Raw genomic sequence first — 24274 nt, 5'->3', positions numbered from 1 at the left:
TTCCTTGTATGCTATATTTCTATTCTTCTCTTTACTTAAACAAACTGCTCAATATTATTTGTTGCAACTTCTTATGAATGTGTAACTACAATTTTGCACTTCTCTTCTTTATATGCTAGGAACACCACCAAAGGATTTCCCGGTCCTCTGTAAAAAAAACCTTACTTTTAAAAAGTAAGGTTTTTTGTATTTATTCATTAGCAATATAAGCATTCTTATAAGTATAAATACCACCAAATTGATGTTTTTCAATCCCTTTTACATAATCCTTTTGTACATACGCTGAGCCAATATGATAAAGCGGTGCCACAGCTGCATCTTCTAATAATACCTGCTCGGCTTCTCGCAACGCTTTCCATCGATTTTCCGTATCTAGTACAAAATCCGTTTTCGCTTTCTTTATTAATTCATCGTAACGAACATTAGAATAATTCATTTTATTATTCGGATTCCCTGTCGTAAATAACTCTAAATAACTAATTGGGTCTTTATAGTCAGGTCCCCAATTTGCCATAGTTATATCGTAATCACCTATTTGTTCTAACTGTAATTTTTGCTTAAATGGCTGTTGTTTAATTTGTATCGTTAACCCTTGCAAATTCTTCTCTAAATCACCTTTTATATATTCTGCCATACGTATTGCATTATCTTGTTCGAACGTTAAGAACTCTAGGTTTACTTGCTCTACTCCAAGTTCTTTTTTCGCTTCTTCCCAAACTTTTTTCGCAGTTTGTAAATCATATGAAGAAAGATCTCCGTTTTCTTTTCTAAAATCTTTACCAGTCACTTCATTTACATGACCAACTGGTACAAGCCCACTTGCAGGTTTTGCTCCGTTATTAATAAAGTGAGCAACGAAATCATCTTTATTTAACGCTAATGAAATAGATTGACGCACCTTTTTATTTGCTAACGCGTTATTTTTTTCATTAAAACGAAGCATAGCAATTCCAGGATCACTCGACATATGTAATTCCTTATTCCCTTTATATTTGTCTACAACTTGCGAATTAATAGGTACTCGATCTAAATCTCCAGCTTCATATAAATTTACAGCTGTCATTGTATCCTTTAGGATATGAAAGTTTATTTCATCTAATTTCACTTTCTTTCGATCCCAATATGTAGTATTTTTCTTTAATTGAAACTCTTGTTCATGCTTCCATTTTTCTAATACAAATGGACCGTTATATATGAGATTACTAGGTTCCAATGCATAATTGTTTCCTTGTTCGTTCAAAAATGATTCATGCTGTGGTAAGTATATAGGTAGTGCTAACAACTGTAAAAAATACGGAACTGGCTGTTCGAGTTCAACTTCTAACGTATAATTATTTATCGCTTTAACCCCAAGTGCATCAAGAGGCATTGTTCCCTTATTGATCTCTTTCGCATTTTTTACATAAAAGAGCATGGACGCATATTGAGAGGCTGTTTCAGGGTTAATTGCACGTTTCCAAGCAAATATAAAATCATTTGCTGTTACATTATCCCCATTTGACCATTTTGCATCTTTACGCAAGTCAAATGTATATTTCTTACCATCTTCACTTCTTTTAAACGATTTTGCTATGGCTGGAGTAGGCTGATCTTGATCGTTTAATACATATAACCCTTCAAATATATTCTGCATAATGTGTGCTGATGTACCATCCGTTGTTTTCGCAGTGTCCAGAGAAGGAATTTCTTCTGATACTGTTACATTTAACACTTGTTTTTTAACCTCTATGTCACTTTTATCCGCTTTATTATTACAAGCTGTTAATAATAAAGATGTAACAAGTGCCATTACCATTAAACGGCTCTTTTTTTGCTTCATGAGTTGTTCTCCTTAAATATAAAATATTATAAAGCGTAATATATTATAGCAGAAATACTAACAGAAAGATGCGACATTCTTTTGAATATTTATTCGTTCAAGAAAAAAAACTATCCTTTTAAAAGGATAGCTTTTTCAACTGCCACATAATTATCTATCTTTGCAGATCTCGTTTATAACGACGTGCTTCAAATATAATACGCTCTTCATCTAACGTTTTACATTCGCCATTCCAAACGACACGTTTTCCGTTAATAATTACATCGCTTATATCTTTTCCACTAGCAGCATATACAAGGTGTGATAACACTTCATCTGCTGGTTGTAAATGCGGCTTATTAGACGGGTCAATCGTAATAAAATCAGCACACTTACCAGCTTCTAGTAACCCGGTTTGTTTCATGCCGATTACTTCAGCAGCTCCTTTTGTCGCAAGTGTAAGAGCTGTTTCAACTGGTAAAGCTGTTGCATCTTGGTGAATACCTTTTTGTAATAAAGTCGCTATGCGCATTTCTTCAAACATGTCTAAATTATTGTTAGATGCAACACTATCTGTTGCAATTCCTACTTTTATACCTGCTTCTAGCATCGCTTTTACATTCGCTATACCAGAACCTAGTTTTAAATTACTATTTGGGTTATGTGCTACTCGAACATCATGTTCTGCTAAAAATGCACGCTCATCATCATTTAATACTACACCGTGTGCAATAACTGTTGGGCGTTTAAACAATCCGCAGCTCGCTGCATATTCTACTGGACGTTTTCCGTACTGTGCTTCAATATCACGTACTTCACGCTCTGTTTCAGAAAGGTGGATATGAACCATTGTTTGATTCTCTACTGCAATACGAGCACACTCTTCTAACAATTCTGTACTACATGTATATGGACTATGTGGTGCAACCATCGTAGTTAACATGCCACTTTCTTTATAATAACGCTTCACATATTTCTCAGCTTCTTCAATCGCTTTCTTTTCATCGTTTTTCGTTCCGAAGCTAAATAAAGTCCTTGAAACAGCAGCTCGCATCCCGCTCCTTGATACCGTTTCCATAATTGCGTCTTGATCTACTCCAATTGGATTAAACATGTCAGAGAATGATGTTGTACCACTTTTCACCATCTCAAGTAATCCTAATTCCGTACTAGCGACCGCAATTTGGGGAGTAAATTGACTTTCCAGTGGCCAAATTCTCGTCTCAAGCCATGGCTGTAATAACATATCATCTCCAATACCTCTTAGGAGACTCATTACAACGTGTGTATGTGTATTTACAAGCCCTGGTAAAACCCACTTTCCTTTCATGTCAATTACTTCATCTACTTCAAATTCATTAGCGAATTCTCCGCTCTTTACATCTATAATTTGATCATTTTCTACAATGATATATCCATTTTCTATCACTTCGTTTTGTTCATTCATCGTTACAATTGTAGCGTTTACATAAGTTGTTTTCAAAAGTATTTCCCCTTTCAACTCTATGAAGTTCCCTTTAATAAGTTACCACCATTATAGTAACTTATTAAAGATTAAGAGTCAAAAGATAATTTTAATTCTTTCGTTATTTTTCCCTTCAAAATGTTATATTGCTTTTCATTTGTATCTGCAAATGCTTCTTCCCGATTTGACTTTTCATCCATATAATTCAATTTCCCATTGAATTGAGTCTCTGTAAAATCAAATCTCTGCCCATCTATAAAGTTATAAAAGTGCCATACCTCTCTTACTTTTGTCTTTTTAATTTCTCCTCCGTATATGTCTTGAACGACAAGAGCTGTAACACCACATTGTCCCTTTGCTGGGTTTTCAATTGTCCACTTTGAACTCGTTTCAATCGACCACGATTTTATTAGTGCTTCATATATTCTTTTTTCCTTTACATCATCCATTCTAATCTTCCCCTACTATTAATAGTTTTACACATCATATTTCAAAAGAGGCAGTACACGCCCCTTAAAGACAGTTGATGGTGTCTCTCCTATTAACTGTGCTCCCATTTTCAAGTAATATCCTTTTGCATTCGGATCACTATCAATTGTAAAACTTTTTAATCCTAGTTCATTGGCTTTTTCTATTACATACTCCCAAAGTATTTTCCCGTAACCTTTTCCTTTGTAATCAGGATGAATGTACAAGAAATCGAGAGCTTTATCATTACGTAAAAATGAGAAAAAACCAATCTTCGCATTATCGTTTTCTAAAACATATAAAAAATTATTTTTTATGTATTCTTCTGTAATTGTTAAATCTTCCTTACAAGCAAGTATGAATTCTTCACTATAATCCCACGTTGCTTTTGATTGTAGTGCGAGTTCACTTAATTCATTTGCTTCACTTAATAACGCTTCTCTTATCTTCATGATTCTTTTTCCTCACCTTCGATATGTAAACTACTAAATTGATTCGGAAAGCACTTCAAAAAACCTTTTATTTTCATAAATTAGAGATTATTTTTATAAATCTTTATTATAACCAGTACAATTTTCAACAATTTTTTTAAAGAAAAAGAACGCCATCCCTAAAAGTTGGCGTTCTCTTTTTCTAAAATTTAATCTTCAAACCCACTCATTCATTTTACTATTTTGTACGATACAAACCTATACAGTTTCTACTACCGCTTCAAGCATTGTTCCATTTTTAGCATAGTTCGTATGCCAAGAAAAAGCTTTTTCTAAAATATGAGGAGTTTGTCCACCTCTTGTTTTTGCTTCTTCGTAATAAGCTCGTAGCTGTTCACGATACATTGGATGTGCGCAATTCTCAATAATAAGTTCCACTCTTTCTCTTGGCGCAAGTCCCCTTAAGTCGGCATACCCCTGTTCAGTGACGATAACATCTACATCATGTTCAGTATGGTCTACATGAGAAACGAAAGGAACAATACTTGAAATGTTACCACCTTTCGCAATCGATTTAGTAACAAAGATAGCTAAGCGTGCATTTCTTGCAAAATCACCAGACCCACCAATACCATTCATCATTTTTGTACCTAAAACGTGAGTAGAGTTAACATTTCCGTATATATCTAATTCTAATGCAGTATTAATTGAGATTAATCCAAGGCGACGAATGATTTCAGGATGATTGGAAATCTCTTGCGGACGCATCATTAATTTGTCACGATATTTTTCAAATTTAGAAAATACTTGTTGCATTTTCTCTTCAGAAAGCGTGATAGAACAACAAGAAGCAAAATTGACTTTTCCAGCATCCATAAGATCAAAAACTGCATCTTGTAAAACCTCGGAATATACTTCTAAATCTTCAAATTCTGAATCTAACATTCCATGCAATACGGCGTTAGCCACTGAACCAATTCCTGATTGTAACGGCGCTAAACGATTTGTTAATCGGCCTACTTTGACTTCTTCTCGAAGGAATTCTATTAAATGCTGTGCCATAATAACAGTTTCTTCATCCGGAGGAACAATTGTCGATGGCGAATCCAATTGATTCGTAAACACAATTCCCTTTACTTTTTCAGGATCAATTGGAATACCGATTGTTCCAATTCGGTCATCTGTTTTCACAAGCGGAATTGGAAGCCTCTCCCCTTGTTTACCTGGTTCATATAGATCATGTAGCCCCTCTAATTGCGCGGATTGAGCCATATTCATTTCAATAATAATAGACTTAGCATTTAAGGAAAACGCTAAGGAATTTCCAATTGAAGTGGTTGGAATAATCATTCCGTCCTCTGTAATCGCAACCGCTTCCAAAATAGCGAAATCTATATCCAGAACGTCAGCACGGAGTAACTCTGCTGTATGAGACAAGTGTTGATCCACAAATAAAAAGTCTCCGTTATTAATTCCTTTTCGCATAGTCGCGTCAGCTTGGAAAGGTAATCTTTTCCCTAAAATTCCTGCCTCAGCAAATAATTTGTCTACATCCGATCCTAAAGAAGCCCCAGTATAAACATTTACTTTAAAAGATTCATCATTCTTAACTCGGTTTACAAGCGCAAATGGGACTGCTTTTACATCACCTGCACGTGTAAACCCACTTAAGCCTAAAGTCATTCCACTTTGAATCCAGGAAGCTGCTTCTTCAGGTGTAACTACCCGATCTTTTAGACGTTGATCTCTGATTCTATCTAAATTGTTCTCCATATGTAATCCCTCTCTCATTGAATATTCATAATTATTTTACACATTAACACTATCAAAATAGGGATTTTAGTATACAATGCCGAAAATTCAGACAGAACAGCAAATCTAGGTTCTAAAGCAGAAAAATTTAGAATCCTAGAAGTTTACGGAAATAACTAGCGTATGATTGACTAACTGGTACTCTCTCACCATTATCCATCGAAAGTACAAAAGTAGAATGGGTATCAGGATAAATCGCTTTAATATGATTAACATTTACAATAAACGAACGGTGACATCTAATAAATGAATCTTTCGGAAGCAAGTATTCGAATTCTTGCAGAGAGTATTTATGTGTTCCTGATAACTCTTCTGAATTCACATACGTCTTTTTATCTTTAGCCTCTAAATACATAACCTTTGAAAAAGGAACCGGAATCCAGCCGTCTGTTGTTTTTAAAGTAACAACTGACTTTCCATCCGTTAAAGCTGGATAAATTGCCGTTACGCACCCTTCAAGCTTTCCATTGTTTGAAAATGGTACAGCCATTCCATGATAAGGAATACCAAAAACATCCCGATTCATAAACTCAGAGGTTTTTTGATTCATCACCATCGCTTTATGAGCAATCGTCCCTTCCTTTATAGGATCCCCGACACTAATCTTTAAATCAATTCGTTTACTTGGCCGATAGTAAATATATTCTTTCGTATTCGAAACAGCAATTGAAATTTCATCTGAAAATAATTCACCAACAACATCTAGTAATAAACCTAATGTTCTATCTTCCATTCTATTAACACCTCATTCACTATTATACTACTATTATGAACGAGCATCTGTTGCTTTATAAAAAGTTTGATTTTAAATTACTTTTAAAATTAGTTTTAAAATTAGTTTTATTCACTATTACTTTGTTACTACAAAAAACCTCACTTCAGAAAAGTGAGGTTTCCTCTCATACAATATTTCTTTATTTTTTATTAAGTAAAGTGAATTTAAGAATTTATTGCCCCTATTTCTGTATAATAAATAATCCCAAACTACAAACAGTTTGGGATTATCTTTCTCATTTATTATGCGCATCTAACCACGAAATTAAATCTTTAAATACTTCATCCTTATTTACTTCATGAAACATTTCATGTCTACCATTTTCATATAAACGTAGTGTCACGTCTTTCACACCACATTTTTTATAGTTTTCATATACTTCTTTTACACCTTTCCCCATATCGCCAACAGGATCACGATCACCAGAGAATATATGTATTGGAAGATTCTTTGGCGTCTTCTTGTATTCTTCTAGTTTATTTACTTCTAATACTCCAGAAAATAATTCTCGGTAAAAACTCGTCGTACAAATGAAACCACATAACGGATCCGCAATATATTTATCAACTTGATTATTATCTGAAGATAACCAATCAAATTTTGTACGATTTGGCTTAAAGTTCGAATTGAAGTTTCCGAAAGATAAAAAGTTTAACATTGGACTTTTCGTTTTTGCCCCGCGCAATTTCATCTCAATTGTCGCTACTTTATGACCAATAGCTCCTAAAAGCCCTGGATTTCCACCTGTTCCTGAAATCAGAAATCCATCATATAATTCGCCTCTAAGTTGTACAGCACGTCTTGATAAAAAAGAACCCATACTATGTCCAAGTAAAAACAAAGGACTTGACTGCTCTTCTTTTATCCTTTCTGAAACAAAGATAACATCCGATACAACTTGATTCCACCCTATATTTGGTTCAAAATGACCATAATCTTCTTCTTTTTTTACTGTTTTCCCATGTCCTTTATGATCATGCGCATAAACACCATACCCTGCTTCCAATAAAGCATCTACAAATTCTGTATACACCCCTGCATGCTCTGTCATGCCATGTGCAATTTGAATAATTCCTCTCGGATCTCCTTCTGGTAACCACTTACGCAAATAAATTTCCGATCCATCCAATGCCGTAACGAAACTTTCCTGTACATTCATTTCGTCAGCCCCCAACTCTATTATGTATAGCTTTAAGAAAATGAATATCCATTCACTTTTCTTATTTTATATTATATGTAATTGCTTTCATTATGACAAATGATGTATTTTTCAGACTTGCTTTTAAACTAATTTCTTGACGAATTCAAAATAAAATTATATAGTTACTTACATAAAGTAATTATATAATTTTTAGGAGGTTTCTACTATTATGATGCCATCATTATTTTTAGCACATGGTTCGCCTATGCTCGCTATTCAAGATACAGACTATACACGATTTTTAAAAACACTTGGAGAAACATATAAACCGAAAGCAATTGTTATTTTCACTGCTCATTGGGAAAGTGAAGTATTAACGATTTCCTCATCAGATAACGAGTATGAAACAATTTATGATTTTGGAGGTTTTCCCCCTGAGTTATACGAAATCAAATATCGTGCGAAAGGCTCTTCTCATATTGCATCTATTTTAGAAACAAAATTTAAGAACAAAGGTATTTCAGTCCATCATAATATGACGAGAGGTTTAGATCATGGTTCATGGACACTCCTGCACCGCATGTATCCAGAAGCAAATATTCCTGTCGTGCAAATATCAGTCAATCCATTCCTTTCTGCAAAAGAACAATTTGAAATTGGAGAAGCACTTAAAGGACTCGGACAAGAAGATATTTTAGTAATCGGGAGTGGCGTTACCGTTCATAATTTACGAGCACTGAAATGGAATCAAACTACACCTGAAAAATGGGCAATTGAATTTGATGATTGGATTATTAAACATATGCAGAATAACGATAAAGATGCATTGTTTAATTGGGAGAAAAATGCTCCTCATGCACAATTAGCAGTACCAAGAGCAGAACATTTTGTTCCTTTATTTATCGCTATGGGAAGTGGTGAAAATAGCGGTGAAGTCATTCACCGTAGTTACGAGCTTGGTACATTAAGCTATCTATGTCTTAAATTTTAAAGAAAAGGATGAAGCATTCATTGCTTCATCCTTTTTTATTCACTTAGTTAACTAACTTCCAAACGTTGTTTCTCTGATACTTCTTCGTTCTTATTATGAAAATAAACCCAAATACACGCAATAAATAATAGTGATGATGTAGAGAGGAAAACATATTGGAAACCTGCATGCGCTGCAATTTGTCCCCCGAGCACTGGACCAATCATATTTCCTAAAAACTGAAATGATTGATTATATCCAAATATTCGTCCCGTAACATGGGTTGGTGTATGTTGTTTTAGTAGAGTTTGTACGGAAGGTAATAATCCTGCTTGTGCGATACCTAATAAAAATCGAAGAATTAATAGTTGCCAAGCTGACGTTACAAATGCTTGCGGGATAAAAATAATTCCTGCAGCAAATAACGCTACAACTAACGTTTTTTGAGGACCGATATGATCTGATAATCTTCCTAGTCTTGGTGCTGCCAAAATAACTGCTAATCCTGTCGCTGACATAACTGCACCCGCAATTGTTTCAATATGTGCAGTATGAGGACCTACTAAATTTTTCACGTACAATGTAACAATTGGTTGAACTGACATATTAGCAAGTTGAATAATAAATGTTGTTACAAATAAACTAATAATTAAATGCTTCGCTGGGACCATCGTCCATACTTTTTTCGGCTGTGTTTTTTTTGCTTGAGCAGAGTGATTTTCTTCATGCAGGAAGAAAAAAACGATGAGAAAGGAAAGGAATAAAAAAGCTCCCGTAACAAGAAAGACATGACGCATTCCAATTAACTCAGACAAATAACCTCCAAGTAACGGGCCAAGTAACGAACCGCTCACACCACCAGTTGAAATTGTGGAAATCGCCCAACCTGAATGTTCTTTCGGAGTTTCTGCTGCAATAAATGTCATCGCTGTTGAAAGGAAACCAGATACTGCTCCCATTAAAAATCTTAGTGCGACTAGTTGATACACATCCGTTACAAACCCCATAAGCGTCATAATAATCGCCATACCGAGGCTAGCACGAATAAGCATCAATTTCCGTCCATGTATATCACCAAGCTTTCCCCATATTGGCGATACGATCGCACCCATTAAAAATGTTACACCAAATGCAAGTCCCGACCACTGTGCAATGCTTGAAGTGCCAGTTACTCCTAATTCCTCAATATAAAAAGATAAGAAAGGAATTACTAAACTCATACCGGCTGCAGTGGTAAAACAACCTAGCCAACAAATCATTAAATTCCGTTTCCAGCTGGCCATTTTCACACCTTCTTTCTTTAGATACCCATTCTACACCCTTTCTTGTAAAAAGTTTAGTAATTTGCTTTATATGCAAGATTTACTACAAAACCCGCTATTTTCCAGTAAAAATCACTACATCTCTACATCATTTTCATAATAAAACCAACTCCTCTATATGAAGTTGGTTACTTATTATCTATCGGTATTAAACGAGCATTACAATTTCTCTCGTAAAACTCAATGGGACCTGCTTGTCCAATAATCGCATATTCATATCCATCTTGCTTCATATTATATAAACAATGATGCAATAATTCTTTTCCTACACCTTTCACACGATTTTGTTTCGCTATGCCCATTGGACCAAACAAGCCTTTCTTTCCTCTCACTACATCGTAACAGGCGAAACCAACTATTACTTCCTCCTGCTGTGCAATATAGATAGGTAACTTTTCGTTATATGTCCGAAATCCATAATCAACCGACTGTAACCACCGTTCACCAAATTCATCCACTACAAATCGTGATAACTTATCAAAATCAGAAGGACTAACTCTTCTTACATGACAAAATAATGTATTATAAATAGATTTAAAACTATTTAAATCAACCGCTAAGTCTCTCGGTGCAGCTGTAATACGTAATATATCTTCTTGCATTTGTGTATGTATAAATCCACCAATATTTGTATCTACATGAAATAATGCATACATAACATGTCCTTCATTTACTACTACTTGCTGAAAGCGTTCCATACGTTTCTTCGCTATTTGTAAAATTTCTGTCGCCTTATAAGATAGTTTATATTGCCCTATTTTTTTATACTCTTGATTATGTAAATCGAATTGTTTTCGTAACGAAAGTTTTTCTAAAAAATCTGGACCGACTTTGTGAAACAAATACATAAATAACTCAGCGCAAACTCCTGTACCTTCTTTACACATACCTATAAACAGATGGACTGGGTGAATTATGTTATACTCACTCTCTTTTGCTGCAATCTCCAATATTTTATGCACACGTTTTGTAAATTGAAATTCCTCCATATGTGTTTCCATCCTCTACTAATTTACTAACAAACCATAACCATAAATAATTGAAACAATTACACCCACTACCAATATACCTGGAAGTAAATTTGCCACCTTGATTTTAATAATACTAAGCAAGTTCAATCCAATAGCAGATATCATAATGCCGCCCGTAGCCGTCATCTCCACTATAAATTGGTTCATTAATTCTTTCGGGACAAAACTATTAATTTGTGTTGCAAAAACTGCAATACCACCTTCATATAAAACAACTGGAATTGCCGAAAATACTACGCCAATTCCTAGAGTTGTCGTTAATATAATAGAAATAAATCCATCGATAATCGCCTTTGTAAATAAAATATCATGATTTCCGCGAATCCCACTGTCAAGTGCACCAAGTATCCCCATCGCGCCAATTGCAAAAATTAAAGTAGCTGTTACAAAACCTTCTGATATGCTACCTTTCCCTTTCGATCCAACTTTATTTTCTAGCCAATCCCCTAAATGTTTTAACTTTTCTTCTAATTGTAACCATTCTCCAATTACCGTACCAATCACTAAACTCAGTATGACAACAAGAAAGTTTTCACTTTTTAATGCCATTTGAAGCCCAAGCACAGTAACCGCTAAACCGATTGCGTGCATTATCGTCCCTTTCATACTTTCTGGAATCCTACTAAATAATTTACCAAGTAAAGTACCAAATATAATACAAATTCCATTTACAACTGCTCCTAATATAACCATTTCTCATTCTTCACCCTTCGAATTCTTTATTTCTATATTTTGGTTTATACATTGATTTACAGGTTATCTATATGTTAACTTAATATTGAGAATATTAACAAATGTTTTCCACTACATAACCCGCTATTTTTTGTAACTTTAATTACCTTTAATAGATTCAGTGTTAATTTAATTGCGGGATAATATTAAAAGGGAAGGTATATATGAAAACTTTACTAAAACGATTTTTGTTAATAGCCTTTTTCATTACACCGATTGTTTTATTAATCAATTACTCTTTTATTTCAAAAGCAAAAGACAAACCCGATTTGCAAAACAAATCTAGTAAAACCGCTTCAAAAAGCGAAAAGAAAATAGAAGACCAAGAAATCACACTCACCTTCTCTGGTGATACAATGTTTGATTGGCAATTACGTCCTATAATCGAAAAGAATGGGGCTGATTACCCATTCCAACATGTAAAAGAAGAAATAAAAAAAGCTGATATTTCTTTTGTGAATTTAGAGTCGGCATTTACAACGAAAGAAAAGAAAGCACCTGGGCAACTGTTTTGGATTAAAAGTGATCCATCTACACTACAAGCTATTAAAAACACTGGATATGACATCGTAAATATTGGGAATAACCACACACTTGATTATGGGCAAGATGGATTATTAGATACGATTTCTCACGTAGAAAAATTAAAGTTCCCTTACATTGGAGCCGGAAAAAATGCGAAAGATGCATATACAGCACGAGAAATGACCGTAAAAGGGAAAAAGTTTAAATTTCTTTCCTTCGTTCGATTTATGCCTGATTCTAATTGGGTAGCTGGTGAGAATAAACCTGGCGTTGCGAATGGCTATGATTTAAATCTTGTAACAAAAACAATTAAAGAACAAAAGAAAGATGCAGACTATTTAATCGTCTATATGCATTGGGGCGTTGAAAAATCAAATCGTCCGGTAGAATACCAAAAGCAATATGTACCTAAAATGGTTGAAGCAGGAGCTAACGCAATTGTCGGGAGCCATCCACATTGGTTACAAGGGTTTGAGTATTATAATAAAGTTCCTATCGCTTACTCATTAGGTAACTTTTTATTCCCGAGTTATGTGAATGGGAAAAGCGCTGAAACTGGCGTATTAACTTTAACTTTTAAAGGAAAGGATGTCCAAATGTCATTCAATCCTTATATCATTCGCAACAACCAAGTTTCCCCTGTAAATGAAGGAGAAAAGAAAAAAGCTCTTCAATATTTACAAACAATTTCAACTGATGTAGAAATTGATGATACAGGGAAAATAAAAAACAAACGAAACTAGACAGCTCAAGATCTATTTCTCTGTAATATACTTTACAGAATAGGTGATAAACATGCTGAAAGAGTTATTAGAAAATATAAACCTCTTAGAAAACATCTATAAAATGTCTATAGCAATCCTGCTTTTATGTTCCTTTTATTCTGTGAGACTATTTAAAAAAATAAAGCGAGAGAGAAATCTTACTCCTTTTGAATTTACAATGTATGTAATCATTCGTATTGCGATACTCTTTTGGTTAGCTAGCTTTATTCTTCTTGAATTTAATGAGTACCTAGTTTAACTATAAAAAAGATAGAACAAGCACTATATTCCCTCGCTTGTATCTATCTTTTTTATTTACATTCTAACTCTTTCCTTCTATTAAATAAGCAAATCAAACAAAACAGGGTTTTTATTAAGTTCCATAAATTGAATATTATTTTCTTTAAAGCGAGTAATTAATTGCTCATAATCTTCTTTATGTTTTAATTCTACGCCGACTAATGCTGGACCATTTTCTTTATTATGTTTCTTAATATACTCAAAGCGCGTAATGTCATCTTCTGGTCCTAATCCTTTATCAAGAAATTCTCTTAGCGCACCTGAACGCTGCGGAAATTCAATGATAAAGTAATGTTTCAGTCCTTCATAAATGAGCGAACGCTCTTTCATTTCTTGCATTCTATCAATATCATTATTTCCACCACTTAGCGTACATACAACTGTTTTACCTTTTATTTCATCTCTATATAAATCAAGCGCTGCAATAGAGAGTGCACCAGCCGGTTCAGCTACAATCGCATTTTTCTTATACAGTTCTAAAATCGTCGTACAAACTTTCCCCTCTGGTACTAAAATAATATCGTCAATTACATCTTTACAAGTTTCAAATGTTAACTTTCCTACTTTTTTAACAGCTGCCCCATCAACAAAGCTATCTATTTTCTCCAATGCTACATTTTCATTTTGAAGAAAAGCCTCTTTCATAGATGCAGCTCCCATTGGCTCTACACCAATAACCTTTGTAGTAGGACTAACACCTTTTACATATGTACCAACTCCTGATGCTAATCCACCACCACCGATTGCTGTAAAGATATAATCAACCGGTTTCTCCATATCATGCATAATTTCAACTGCCACTGTCCCTTGACCAGCAACTACATACGGATCATCAAACGGATGAACAAATGTCATTCTATTTTCTTCACAATAACACTGTGCTTCTTGGAAAGAGCTATCGAATGTATCACCAACTAATACAATCTCTGCGAAATCACCACCGAAAAATTGTACTTGTGATACTTTTTGTTTCGGTGTTGTTGTGGGCATAAATATTTTTGACGGAATCTTCAATAAATTACACGTATAAGCAACTCCTTGCGCATGATTACCAGCACTTGCACAAACAACACCGTTTTGTAACTTTTCTTTCGGTAAACTTTGAATCAAATTGTATGCACCACGAATTTTGAAAGAGCGAATTAATTGTAAGTCTTCTCGTTTTACATAAACGTCACAATCATATTTCTCAGATAAAACTGTATCACGTTGTAACGGTGTTTTAATAACGATATCTTTCATGCAATTATGGGCCATTAAGATATCTTCAATTTTCACTCTCTCCTTTACCTTTTGCACCATTATATATCATCCTTATCTCTTTTAAATTGGCTCAATCAAAATGTGGGATTTTCAGAACAGCCCCTGTATTCGCCGATGTTACCATTTGTGCATAACGTCCAAGCCAGCCAGTTTTCACTTTTGGTTCTGGTCGTTTCCATTCTTTTTTACGCTTATCTAATTCTTCATCACTCACTCTTACTTCTAGTAAGCGTTCTTCAACATCAATACATACAATATCCCCTTGTTCAAGAAGTGCAATCATCCCGCCCGCTGCTGCTTCTGGTGAAATATGTCCTACTGAAATTCCACGTGAAGCTCCAGAAAAACGTCCATCTGTTAATAATGCAACCTCAGCACCTAATCCCATTCCAGCAATTGCTGATGTTGGGGCTAACATTTCTGGCATACCAGGCCCACCTCTTGGTCCTTCATAACGAATGACAACTACATCTCCTTTTTTCACTTTCCCAAGCATAATGCCCGCAAGTGCCTCATCTTGTGAATTAAAAATAACGCAAGGCCCTTCAAAACGCTTTACCTCTGTTGCACCGCTTTTAATAACCGCTCCATCTTTAGCAAGATTTCCTTTTAATATACGTAAGCCCCCCTCTTCACTATGAGGGTTTTCGAGAGAGTGAATAACCTCCTTATCTTTAATCTCTGCCTCAGCGATATTTTCTCTTAATGTTTGCCCAGTAGCAGTTATTCGATCAAGATGAAGTACTCCTTCTTTCCGGCTCATCTCTTTCAAAATTGCACTAATCCCGCCCGCACGATCAATATCTTCCATATGCCAATTTGAGGCTGGACTTACTTTACATAAATGAGGTACACGTCTTGAAACTGCATCAATACGGTTCATATCATAATCTAGTCCTGCCTCTTGTGCGAGTGCTAGCGTATGTAATACTGTATTCGTTGATCCACCCATCGCCATATCAAGTGCAAAAGCATCGTCAATTGCTTCTTCTGTTACAATATCACGCGGCTTAATATCTCTTTCAATTAAAATTTTCAATTTCTCTGCTGCTTGTTTAATTAACTCTTCACGTCTTGGATCAATTGCTAAAATACTCCCGTTACCAGGAAGAGCTAAACCTAATACTTCACATAAACAATTCATAGAGTTCGCGGTAAACATACCCGAACAAGAGCCACAAGATGGACAGCCATGATCTTCAATATCTTTTAATTCTTCTTCTGAAATTTTCCCAGATTGATAAGCTCCTACTCCTTCAAAAACAGAACTCAGATCAACAACTTCTCCTTTAGATGTTTTTCCTGCTGCCATCGGGCCGCCTGAAACAAACACAGTCGGAATGTTAATACGTAGTGCAGCCATCATCATACCTGGTGTAATTTTGTCACAGTTTGGGATACAAATCATGCCGTCAAACCAGTGTGCATTTACAACCGTTTCTACTGAATCTGCAATTATTTCACGACTCGGAAGAGAATAACGCATACCGATATGTCCCATCGCAATACCATCGTCAACTCCAATTGTATTGAATTCGAATGGTACCATACCTGCCGCACGAACTGCCTCTTTTACAAGTTTCCCAAACTCGTTCAAGTGTTTATGTCCTGGAATAATTTCAATAAAAGAATTACAAATCGCTATGAAAGGTTTATCAAAATCTTCATCTTTCAAACCAGTTGCTTTTAATAAACTACGGTGCGGTGCTTTATCAAAACCTTTTTTAATCATGTCACTTCTCATCTTGTCAAATCCCCTCTTACATATTTTTCATTTATACTCTCTTACTCTATTTCTTTACTAATTCTTTCGGTGCATGAATCCAGCTCATCATTTCACGAAGCTCTGCTCCCACTTTTTCTAATTGATGATTTTGTTCTGCTTTTTTCATTGCGTTATACGTCGGACGCCCTGCTTGATTTTCTAAAATCCATTTCTTCGCAAATTCACCTTGCTGAATTTCTGTCAGAACACGCTTCATTTCCTTCTTCGTTTCATCTGTAACAATTCTCGATCCTGTTACATAATCTCCAAACTCTGCCGTATCTGAAATAGAATGGCGCATAGTCGTTAATCCACCTTCGTACATTAAGTCAACAATTAGCTTTAATTCATGCAAACATTCAAAGTATGCAATTTCAGGACGATATCCACCTTCCGTTAACGTTTCGAACCCGGCCTTCACAAGTGCAGTTACCCCGCCGCAAAGTACAGCTTGCTCACCGAATAAATCCGTTTCGGTTTCTTCTTGGAATGTCGTTTCAATTACCCCCGCACGTGTACACCCTACACCTTTTGCATACGCTAATGCTACATGTAGCGCTGTTCCCGTCGCATCTTGATGCACTGCGACTAATGCCGGAACACCATTTCCTTCTTGATATACACGGCGAACGAGATGACCTGGACTTTTTGGCGCAACCATTGCTACATCTACGTAACTTGGCGGATTAATTTGGCCGAAGTGAATGTTAAATCCATGTGAGAAAAGTAACATTTGTCCTTCACGGAGATTCTCTTCTACTTCTGATTTATATACATGTGCTTGCTGTTCATCTGGCAATAACATTTGTACAACTTGTGCGGTTCGAACCGCTTCTGAAACAGACATTACTTCAAACCCATCCACTTTCGCTACTTCATACGACTTACCAGGACGAACACCAACTACTACTTCTACACCAGAATCACGTAAATTTTGTGCTTGCGCATGACCTTGTGATCCATAACCAACTACTGCAACAGTTTTTCCTTGTAATAACTCCACATTTGCATCTTTTTCATAATATGTTTTCATATTCCATACACTCCTTATAATTTATTTACTTGCAGAACATCAATTAATTTTTTCAACTGACTAACAAGTAATGTCGCTTCATTTTCAGTACAAACTGCTGTGAGTTTCATTTCAGAAACACCACTAGTATCTCTTTCGTTTAAATGTAAAGAAGAAATATAATAACCACGCCGAGCAAAAATCCCACTTATACGTAATAAGACACTTGGCTCGTTATGAATAACGAGTGAAAAAGTATGACTCATTCTTCCCACCTCTTCATAATCATTTCGTTATTTCCTTTGTTTGGCGGAACCATCGGAAATACGTTTTCACCTTCTTCTACACAAAAATCAACTACGACAGGACCTTCGTGAGCAAATGCTTCTAACATCACTTGTTTCGCCTCGGTTGAATTTGTTGCTCTTAATCCCTTTACTCCATAAGCTTCTGCTACTTTCACAAAATCTGGTGATCCAATTTTTGACTCTGATAAACGATTTTCATAAAACATTTCTTGCCATTGCCTTACCATCCCTAAAAATTTGTTATTTATGATAAATACTTTTACAGGGATATTATTTTCAGCAATTGTTTGTAGTTCTTGAATGTTCATTTGAAAAGAAGCATCACCTGCAATACAAATAACAAGTTCTTCTTTTTTAGCTAGCTGAGCACCGATTGCTGCTGGAAAACCAAACCCCATCGTTCCTAATCCTCCAGAAGTAAGGAACGTCCGAGGTTTTCTTGCTTTATAGAAGTGAGCAGCCCACATTTGATGCTGTCCTACTTCTGTTGTGACAATCGCTTCACCATTCGTTAATTCACTTACTAAGTTGATCACATGCTGTGGTTTTAACTCAGATTCTTTTTGCTTATAAGAAAGTGGATATTCTTCTTTCCATGCCTTTACTTTCTGAAGCCATTCGTCTGTTTGGGTATAAATAGACATATGTAACAACATGTGTAACGCTTTTTTCACATCACCAACAATCGGATGCTCTACAGTTATATTTTTATGAAACTCAGAAGGATCAATATCAATATGTACTTTTTTCGAGTGCGGAGAAAAAAGTTCTAATTTTCCTGTTACACGATCATCGAAGCGAACACCTAATGCAAGTAGTAAATCACATTCTGTTACCACCATATTAGCAGCGTATGTCCCATGCATACCAAGCATCCCTAGAAACAATGGATCTCCCGGTGGATATGCACCAAGTCCCATTAAAGTTGAAACGACTGGAATACGGTTCTCCCTTGCGAATTCGAAGAGTTCATCGGATCCACCTGAATGAATGACACCTCCTCCAATATAAAGAAGTGGACGCTTTGATTTTGAAATTGCTTTAGCCACCTCTCTAAGTTTCATGCTGTCTGGTACAAGTTCTGGTTTGTACCCCGGAATATCAACTTCTTCATTAAAGAAACTGGTGACTTTTGCATTTTGAACATCTTTTGGAATATCGATTAATACTGGTCCCGGGCGTCCGCTTTTGGCGATGTAAAAAGCTTCTTGCACAACTTGTGATACATGATTTACATCACGAACTTGGTAATTATGCTTCGTAACAGGTACTGTAATTCCGACAACATCCGCTTCTTGAAATCCATCTTTACCAATTAAAGGCGTTGCAACTTGGCCGGTAATGACAACTAAAGGAATCGAATCCATATAAGCGTCTGCTAAGCCCGTAACTACATTTGTCGCCCCTGGGCCAGAGGTAGCAAAGACTACCCCGACCTTTCCAGAAGCTCTCGCATATCCTTCAGCCGCATGAATGGCAGCTTGCTCATGACGAGTTAAAACATGTTTCAAACCACTTTCGTATAACGCATCGTATACTGGTAAAATCGCTCCGCCTGGATAGCCGAAAACGGTCGTTACACCCAATTTCTTCAAACATTGAATCACGTGCCCAGCGCCTGTCATTTCTTCATACTGTAACTTCTCATACGCTGTATACTGCTGCTTCATTTCCATTAACTCCTCTCCTTATTTATGCTAAGCTTTCCGTCAGCCCAGGAACACGTACTCCTCTTTCTCTCGTTAATTTTTTAAATTCTTCGGTCAATTGTTTCGTTACACTTCCTGGTTTCCCATCTCCAATTTCTCTCGAATCAACTTTTACAACTGGAATTAACTCCGCTGCTGTTCCTGTTAAAAATACTTCATCCGCTACATATACATCATGGCGAGTGAATGGTCTTTCCTCACACGGAATATTCAGTCGTTCACATAGCTCGATAACACTATTTCTCGTAATACCTTCTAATGCTCCTAAATAGGATGGCGGGGTTAGCACTTTTCCATCTTTCACAACGAAAACATTATCGCCAGAACCTTCACAAACATATCCTTGTTGATTTAACATAAGAGCCTCTAACACTCCTGCTTGTGCTGCTTCAATTTTTACAAGTACGTTATTTAAATAATTCATTGACTTAATACGTGGATCTAACGCGTCTGGCGTATTACGTCTTGATGCAACAGATACAACGCTTAGCCCATTATCATAAAATTCTTGTGGGAATAACTTTAATTGTTCTGCAATGATAATTACGCTCGGCTTCACACAACTTCTCGGATCGAGCCCTAAGTCACCTTTTCCTCTTGAGACAATTAAGCGAATGTAAGCATCAGCGTATTCATTTTTTTGGAGTGTATGTAAAACTGCTTCTTCCATTTCTTCTACCGTCATTGGAATTGTTAGTAAAATAGATTTCGCTGATTCATATAATCGTTTCACATGTTCTTTTAAACAAAATACATTTCCTCCGTAACTACGAATCCCTTCAAATACACCGTCTCCGTATAAAAAACCATGATCATACACTGAAACAACTGCCTTTTCTTTTTCTACAAATTCCCCATTCATGTAAATGTACTGGTTTCCCATCTCACATCGCTCCTCTTTTTTCTCTATTTTTGCAATCTATTTCTACATCGATTGCTGAGATGAGTATTTTTAACAGAATATTCAGTATATAACCCTTAAAAATATACTCGTCTCAACAATCGATTACTTACATACTTGTAGCAATCCATTGCTGAGACGAGAGAATCGTGGTACCACTCAGCTTCCTTATACTTCTCACGAAATATAAGCTCTGCAAGTCCAATTAGACTTTTGTTTTTCTATCGGGAACAACCCCGCTACTTTTTACTAGTTTTCAAAAGTAGTGCTCCAAGGTGATTTTCAATGATTGAATTGTTACCACCCTCACAGCCTCGGGGCAGCTCTCTGAAACAATCTTTATCATTTACTCTCCTCTTCTACGCATTCTCTTCTTCTATTTTTAAAAATAAAAACTCTCGCCTCAGCAATCAACTACTACAATTTAGTAGCTTTGATTGCTGAGGCGAGAGTTTCGCGTTACCACTCAGCTTCCTTATACTTCTCACGAAATATAAGCTTTGTAGGTCCAATCAGACCTCCGTCCTTTTACCGGAGACGATGCCGCCGCCCTCTACTCAGTTTCCCTTTCGCAAGCGATGCTCCGAGGTGATCTTCAATGATTCGATTGTTACTACCCTCACAGCCTTGGAGTAGCTCTCTGAAACGATCATAATCATCTACTTTCCTCTTCTTTGCATATACAACATATAAAGTTAGAAAATTCTTAATTAACTTTTATTTGTTACACGTATTATAGGACGTTGTTCTTTTCGTTGTCAACATGTTTTTTCAAAAAAATTAAAATTCATTCTATTTATTTTTTCTCAAATCAAAATTGGAATGCATTACTTACATACACTCATATATTACTTAAGTATGTTCGCATTACTACATAAAGAAAAACTTATAAAGTTTATGAGGAGATGAGGAAACTATGTTAAAAGGGAAAGTAGCGTTAGTTACAGGAGCAAGCCGAGGAATTGGACGAGCGATCGCTAAACGTTTAGCAAATGACGGTGCATTGGTTGCTGTTCATTACGGTAATCGAAAAGATGACGCTGAAGAAACTGTTCATGAAATTCGATCAGATGGTGGCCAAGCTTTTTCTATCGGCGCAAATCTAGAATCCTTACACGGTGTAGAAAACCTTTATAACGCTTTAGATACTGAATTACAAAAGCGCACTGGTGAAACAAAATTTGATATTTTAATAAACAATGCTGGCATTGGTCCTGGTGCTTTTATTGAAGAAACGACTGAACAGTTTTTTGATAGAATGGTTTCAGTAAATGCCAAAGCTCCATTCTTTATCATTCAACTAGCACTACCACGTTTACGTGACAATAGCCGAATTATTAATATTTCGTCCGCTGCCACCCGCATTTCTTTACCTGATTTTGTTGCATATAGTATGACGAAAGGCGCTATTAATACAATGACTTTTACGCTAGCAAAACAGCTTGGAGCACGAGGAATAACGGTGAATGCAATACTTCCAGGATTTATTAAAACAGATATGAATGCAGAACTCTTGAGCGACCCAATGATGAAGCAGTACGCTACTACTATTTCTGCTTTCAATCGCTTAGGTGAAGTAGAGGACATTGCCGATACTGCTGCATTTCTTGCTTCTCCAGACAGCCGCTGGGTTACTGGACAATTAATTGATGTGAGCGGAGGATCTTGTTTATAAAAAACATATATTTTCAAATCTTTTTTATTGCGCAATAAAACAATTTATATAATACTATATAAAACATATACATTTAGGAGGATTACAGCAATGTCCGAAAAAACATACGAACTCGCAACCTTCGCAGGCGGTTGCTTTTGGTGCATGGTAAAACCATTTGATGAACTTCCTGGTATTCATAAAGTACTTTCTGGCTATGCAGGAGGTCATGTAGAAAATCCAACATATGAACAAGTAAAAGCTGGAACATCTGGACATTTAGAAGTTGTTCAAATTACATTCGATCCTTCTATTTTTCCTTATCAGAAATTACTAGACTTATATTGGCCACAAATCGATCCAACTGACGATGGCGGACAATTTTTTGACCGTGGTCCATCTTATCGTACCGCTATTTTTTACCATAACGAAACACAAAAAGGGCTTGCTGAAAAATCAAAACAAGCTCTTGCAGAAAGCGGTATGTTTAAAGATCCAATCGTGACTGAAATTCGTCCTGCTGCACCTTTTTACGAAGCAGAGGAATACCATCAACATTTCTATAAAAAGAATCCAGAGAAATATGCTACTGAGCAAAAGGAATCTGGGCGTGAAGACTTTATAAAAGAAAATTGGCAAAAAAAATAATAAAAACGCATCGTGCTTTTTTAGTACGTTGCGTTTTTATTTTTGATAAAAGTACCATACAATTAACAGAACAATTGCTGTTAGTGACCAAAGTATTATCTCGTTTTTCACTCTATTCTTTTTCTTAGTCATTTCATTCCCTCCTAATAACTATTAAACATATTCAATTTTTTCTTTGTTTAATTGTCCATCTTATATACGTGAATACATCCTTACAAATTTTAATAGCAAGACCACCAATAATTCCGATTGCAATGGAAATTACTAGCATCTGTCCAAAACTAAAAGAATTTGTGTACATTATGTAGAGAACGATACATATAAGTAAAACATCCGGTAAAGAAAGTAAAAACCTTTTAAGCATTCCTTTATCTCCTCTATACTTTTTAATTTATATCTTCTACTGTAACTTTGAAATAAAATTTGTTCAAAAATTCCATTTATACCCTCATTTTATGAAAAATAATAAGAATCCCTTTTCAAAAGAGATTCTTATTCAGCAGATTTAAGTTTAATTATTTTCTACATATCCTATTCCATAATTACTCCTAAAATAGAATAATATTACTAATGATTTATTGTAAATTGACTATTTGCTAGGCAACCGAATGTCGCGCCAGCTACCTACATCGCATTGGCCAAATTCATTATTACCTACCGCGATCACCGTGCCGTCTGATTTTAGTCCGACTGTATGTGCACAACCAGCCGCTATCGCTACAATATCTCTCCAATCACTTACGTTACATTGACCATACTCATTCCAACCCACTGCCACCACGGTACCGTTTGATTTAAGTCCGATTGTATGATTCGTACCAGCCGCTATTGCTACAATATCTCGCCAGCCACTTACATCACACTGGTTATGTTTATCATTCCCTACTGCCATCACCGTACCGTCTCGTTTAAGACCAACAGTATGAAGATACCCAGCCTTGACCGATACAATACCTCGCCAGCTACTTACATTGCATTGACCATATCGATTATTCCCCACAGTCGTCAATGCGCCGTCCAATTTAAGACCGACTGTATGCCAGTCACCCGCTGTGACTGCCACAATACCTTGCCAACTGCTTACATTGCATTCTCCTTCTTTATTTCGGCCCACCGCTACTACCGTGCCATCCGATTTAAGGCCAACGGTACGACGCCACCCCGCCGCAACCTCTACAATATTATGCCAATCGTTTACATCACATTGTTCATGCTTATTCCAACCCACTGCTACCGCAGTCACATGTAAGACCGATTGTATGAGCATTACCCGTGTTCGTCGCCATATGAACATTGCCCACTGCGATTGCTTCAATATCGCGCCAATCACTTACATTACATTCCCCTTCTTTATTCCGTCCCACCGCTACTACCGTGCCATCCGATTTAAGGCCAACAGTATGATAACGCCCCGCCGTTATCGTATCTTTAGGCCATCGTTTCACTTTTTCTTTCGATAAAAGGTAATCCATGTTTTACC

At 36.1% G+C, this 24274-nt stretch carries 22 protein-coding genes, 1 pseudogene and 1 other annotated feature; of the genes and pseudogenes, 5 read left to right on the top strand and 18 right to left on the bottom strand.

What is annotated here, in order from left to right:
• Positions 1-190: 190 nt before the first annotated feature.
• From ACS2QP_RS03735 to ACS2QP_RS03705, 7 genes are all read right to left on the bottom strand, one after another.
• The gene (locus tag ACS2QP_RS03735) at positions 191-1819 is read right to left on the bottom strand and encodes a peptide ABC transporter substrate-binding protein (protein ID WP_438882140.1); all 1629 of its coding nucleotides are present in this window, start codon (positions 1817-1819) and stop codon (positions 191-193) included.
• 154 nt (positions 1820-1973) lie between these two features.
• Positions 1974-3299, bottom strand: coding sequence for a bifunctional S-methyl-5'-thioadenosine deaminase/S-adenosylhomocysteine deaminase (locus ACS2QP_RS03730; RefSeq protein ID WP_438882139.1), 1326 nt, complete (start codon positions 3297-3299; stop codon positions 1974-1976).
• Between the two features lie 53 nt (positions 3300-3352).
• Positions 3353-3712 (bottom strand): YunG family protein, encoded by a 360-nt coding sequence (locus ACS2QP_RS03725; protein WP_000342907.1) that lies wholly within the window; start codon positions 3710-3712, stop codon positions 3353-3355.
• 27 nt (positions 3713-3739) lie between these two features.
• The gene (locus ACS2QP_RS03720) at positions 3740-4183 is read right to left on the bottom strand and encodes a GNAT family N-acetyltransferase (RefSeq protein ID WP_000701907.1); all 444 of its coding nucleotides are present in this window, start codon (positions 4181-4183) and stop codon (positions 3740-3742) included.
• 237 nt (positions 4184-4420) lie between these two features.
• On the bottom strand, positions 4421-5935 hold the full coding sequence (locus ACS2QP_RS03715) for an acetyl-CoA hydrolase/transferase family protein (protein ID WP_078421297.1): 1515 nt from the start codon (positions 5933-5935) through the stop codon (positions 4421-4423).
• A gap of 127 nt (positions 5936-6062) precedes the next feature.
• On the bottom strand, positions 6063-6707 hold the full coding sequence (locus tag ACS2QP_RS03710; RefSeq protein ID WP_000390211.1) for a LytTR family DNA-binding domain-containing protein: 645 nt from the start codon (positions 6705-6707) through the stop codon (positions 6063-6065).
• Between the two features lie 277 nt (positions 6708-6984).
• Positions 6985-7908, bottom strand: coding sequence for an alpha/beta hydrolase (locus ACS2QP_RS03705; protein WP_001102583.1), 924 nt, complete (start codon positions 7906-7908; stop codon positions 6985-6987).
• 211 nt (positions 7909-8119) lie between these two features.
• Between ACS2QP_RS03705 and ACS2QP_RS03700 the strand changes: the two genes are divergently transcribed.
• A complete protein-coding gene (locus ACS2QP_RS03700) occupies positions 8120-8881 on the top strand; it encodes a DODA-type extradiol aromatic ring-opening family dioxygenase (protein WP_153580796.1) in 762 nt (253 codons plus the stop codon).
• A 47-nt stretch (positions 8882-8928) separates the two neighbouring features.
• Here ACS2QP_RS03700 and ACS2QP_RS03695 read toward each other — a convergent pair whose 3' ends face one another.
• The 3 genes from ACS2QP_RS03695 to ACS2QP_RS03685 all read right to left on the bottom strand — a co-directional run bounded on the left by ACS2QP_RS03695 (position 8929) and on the right by ACS2QP_RS03685 (position 11906).
• Positions 8929-10143 carry a multidrug efflux MFS transporter gene (locus ACS2QP_RS03695; protein ID WP_000179302.1) on the bottom strand — a complete coding sequence of 405 codons (1215 nt, stop codon included), beginning with the start codon at positions 10141-10143 and terminating at the stop codon, positions 8929-8931.
• Between the two features lie 167 nt (positions 10144-10310).
• A complete protein-coding gene (locus tag ACS2QP_RS03690; RefSeq protein WP_017673948.1) occupies positions 10311-11171 on the bottom strand; it encodes a GNAT family N-acetyltransferase in 861 nt (286 codons plus the stop codon).
• Positions 11172-11189: 18 nt separating this feature from the next.
• Entirely contained in the window at positions 11190-11906 is a 717-nt protein-coding gene (locus tag ACS2QP_RS03685) for a DUF554 domain-containing protein (RefSeq protein WP_000236030.1), read from the bottom strand.
• A 203-nt stretch (positions 11907-12109) separates the two neighbouring features.
• Between ACS2QP_RS03685 and ACS2QP_RS03680 the strand changes: the two genes are divergently transcribed.
• Together ACS2QP_RS03680 and ACS2QP_RS03675 are read left to right on the top strand one after the other, a co-directional pair.
• Positions 12110-13213 (top strand): CapA family protein, encoded by a 1104-nt coding sequence (locus tag ACS2QP_RS03680; RefSeq protein WP_000854536.1) that lies wholly within the window; start codon positions 12110-12112, stop codon positions 13211-13213.
• A 52-nt stretch (positions 13214-13265) separates the two neighbouring features.
• Positions 13266-13493: a hypothetical protein gene (locus ACS2QP_RS03675; RefSeq protein WP_000910604.1), complete on the top strand. Its 228-nt coding sequence runs from the start codon at positions 13266-13268 to the stop codon at positions 13491-13493.
• Positions 13494-13573: 80 nt separating this feature from the next.
• Here ACS2QP_RS03675 and ilvA read toward each other — a convergent pair whose 3' ends face one another.
• The 6 genes from ilvA to ilvE are packed head-to-tail and all read right to left on the bottom strand — an operon-like array spanning position 13574 to position 20474.
• Complete coding sequence (gene ilvA / locus ACS2QP_RS03670; protein ID WP_000250327.1) at positions 13574-14836, bottom strand: threonine ammonia-lyase IlvA; 1263 nt, start codon at positions 14834-14836, stop codon at positions 13574-13576.
• A gap of 31 nt (positions 14837-14867) precedes the next feature.
• Positions 14868-16541, bottom strand: a complete 1674-nt coding sequence (gene ilvD, locus ACS2QP_RS03665) for a dihydroxy-acid dehydratase (RefSeq protein ID WP_001255813.1) — start codon at positions 16539-16541, stop codon at positions 14868-14870.
• 46 nt (positions 16542-16587) lie between these two features.
• Positions 16588-17595: a ketol-acid reductoisomerase gene (gene ilvC, locus ACS2QP_RS03660; RefSeq protein WP_153580801.1), complete on the bottom strand. Its 1008-nt coding sequence runs from the start codon at positions 17593-17595 to the stop codon at positions 16588-16590.
• A 14-nt stretch (positions 17596-17609) separates the two neighbouring features.
• Positions 17610-17840 (bottom strand): ACT domain-containing protein, encoded by a 231-nt coding sequence (locus ACS2QP_RS03655; RefSeq protein ID WP_000019916.1) that lies wholly within the window; start codon positions 17838-17840, stop codon positions 17610-17612.
• On the bottom strand, positions 17837-19552 hold the full coding sequence (gene ilvB, locus ACS2QP_RS03650; RefSeq protein WP_332283818.1) for an acetolactate synthase large subunit: 1716 nt from the start codon (positions 19550-19552) through the stop codon (positions 17837-17839). Before ilvB ends, ACS2QP_RS03655 begins: the two co-directional genes overlap by 4 nt.
• A gap of 22 nt (positions 19553-19574) precedes the next feature.
• Positions 19575-20474, bottom strand: a complete 900-nt coding sequence (gene ilvE, locus ACS2QP_RS03645; protein WP_000528154.1) for a branched-chain-amino-acid transaminase — start codon at positions 20472-20474, stop codon at positions 19575-19577.
• A gap of 149 nt (positions 20475-20623) precedes the next feature.
• Positions 20624-20863: a binding site (T-box leader), on the bottom strand.
• A 545-nt stretch (positions 20864-21408) separates the two neighbouring features.
• Between ilvE and ACS2QP_RS03640 the strand changes: the two genes are divergently transcribed.
• Together ACS2QP_RS03640 and msrA are read left to right on the top strand one after the other, a co-directional pair.
• Complete coding sequence (locus ACS2QP_RS03640) at positions 21409-22167, top strand: SDR family oxidoreductase (protein WP_438882138.1); 759 nt, start codon at positions 21409-21411, stop codon at positions 22165-22167.
• A 90-nt stretch (positions 22168-22257) separates the two neighbouring features.
• Positions 22258-22794 (top strand): peptide-methionine (S)-S-oxide reductase MsrA, encoded by a 537-nt coding sequence (gene msrA, locus ACS2QP_RS03635; protein WP_001291883.1) that lies wholly within the window; start codon positions 22258-22260, stop codon positions 22792-22794.
• 163 nt (positions 22795-22957) lie between these two features.
• On the opposite strand, the gene ACS2QP_RS03630 is transcribed toward msrA, so the two are convergent.
• Together ACS2QP_RS03630 and ACS2QP_RS03625 are read right to left on the bottom strand one after the other, a co-directional pair.
• The gene (locus ACS2QP_RS03630; RefSeq protein ID WP_153580804.1) at positions 22958-23158 is read right to left on the bottom strand and encodes a hypothetical protein; all 201 of its coding nucleotides are present in this window, start codon (positions 23156-23158) and stop codon (positions 22958-22960) included.
• Between the two features lie 225 nt (positions 23159-23383).
• Positions 23384-24266, bottom strand: a pseudogene (locus tag ACS2QP_RS03625) (RCC1 domain-containing protein).
• Positions 24267-24274: the final 8 nt, after the last annotated feature.

Origin of the sequence: Bacillus cereus group sp. Bce019 (genome assembly GCF_051781745.1) — a bacterium.
Lineage (GTDB): Bacteria > Bacillota > Bacilli > Bacillales > Bacillaceae_G > Bacillus_A > Bacillus_A cereus.
Note: the sequence above shows the minus strand (reverse complement) of the source record. Positions and strands in the feature narration are given on the sequence as shown.

Bases quoted from the DNA above. Each gene is read 5' to 3' on its own strand.
- ACS2QP_RS03675 (WP_000910604.1), top strand. From the start codon at position 13,266: ATGCTGAAAGAGTTATTAGAAAATATAAACCTCTTAGAAAACATCTAT.
- ACS2QP_RS03705 (WP_001102583.1), bottom strand. From the start codon at position 7,908: ATGAATGTACAGGAAAGTTTCGTTACGGCATTGGATGGATCGGAAATT.
- ACS2QP_RS03680 (WP_000854536.1), top strand. From the start codon at position 12,110: ATGAAAACTTTACTAAAACGATTTTTGTTAATAGCCTTTTTCATTACA.
- ilvC (WP_153580801.1), bottom strand. From the start codon at position 17,595: ATGAAAACATATTATGAAAAAGATGCAAATGTGGAGTTATTACAAGGA.
- ilvB (WP_332283818.1), bottom strand. From the start codon at position 19,552: ATGAAGCAGCAGTATACAGCGTATGAGAAGTTACAGTATGAAGAAATG.
- ACS2QP_RS03735 (WP_438882140.1), bottom strand. From the start codon at position 1,819: ATGAAGCAAAAAAAGAGCCGTTTAATGGTAATGGCACTTGTTACATCT.
- ACS2QP_RS03695 (WP_000179302.1), bottom strand. From the start codon at position 10,143: ATGGCCAGCTGGAAACGGAATTTAATGATTTGTTGGCTAGGTTGTTTT.
- ACS2QP_RS03630 (WP_153580804.1), bottom strand. From the start codon at position 23,158: ATGCTTAAAAGGTTTTTACTTTCTTTACCGGATGTTTTACTTATATGT.
- ACS2QP_RS03700 (WP_153580796.1), top strand. From the start codon at position 8,120: ATGATGCCATCATTATTTTTAGCACATGGTTCGCCTATGCTCGCTATT.
- ACS2QP_RS03725 (WP_000342907.1), bottom strand. From the start codon at position 3,712: ATGGATGATGTAAAGGAAAAAAGAATATATGAAGCACTAATAAAATCG.
- msrA (WP_001291883.1), top strand. From the start codon at position 22,258: ATGTCCGAAAAAACATACGAACTCGCAACCTTCGCAGGCGGTTGCTTT.
- ACS2QP_RS03640 (WP_438882138.1), top strand. From the start codon at position 21,409: ATGTTAAAAGGGAAAGTAGCGTTAGTTACAGGAGCAAGCCGAGGAATT.
- ACS2QP_RS03685 (WP_000236030.1), bottom strand. From the start codon at position 11,906: ATGGTTATATTAGGAGCAGTTGTAAATGGAATTTGTATTATATTTGGT.
- ilvE (WP_000528154.1), bottom strand. From the start codon at position 20,474: ATGGGAAACCAGTACATTTACATGAATGGGGAATTTGTAGAAAAAGAA.
- ilvD (WP_001255813.1), bottom strand. From the start codon at position 16,541: ATGAGAAGTGACATGATTAAAAAAGGTTTTGATAAAGCACCGCACCGT.
- ilvA (WP_000250327.1), bottom strand. From the start codon at position 14,836: ATGGTGCAAAAGGTAAAGGAGAGAGTGAAAATTGAAGATATCTTAATG.
- ACS2QP_RS03710 (WP_000390211.1), bottom strand. From the start codon at position 6,707: ATGGAAGATAGAACATTAGGTTTATTACTAGATGTTGTTGGTGAATTA.
- ACS2QP_RS03715 (WP_078421297.1), bottom strand. From the start codon at position 5,935: ATGGAGAACAATTTAGATAGAATCAGAGATCAACGTCTAAAAGATCGG.
- ACS2QP_RS03655 (WP_000019916.1), bottom strand. From the start codon at position 17,840: ATGAGTCATACTTTTTCACTCGTTATTCATAACGAGCCAAGTGTCTTA.
- ACS2QP_RS03720 (WP_000701907.1), bottom strand. From the start codon at position 4,183: ATGAAGATAAGAGAAGCGTTATTAAGTGAAGCAAATGAATTAAGTGAA.
- ACS2QP_RS03690 (WP_017673948.1), bottom strand. From the start codon at position 11,171: ATGGAGGAATTTCAATTTACAAAACGTGTGCATAAAATATTGGAGATT.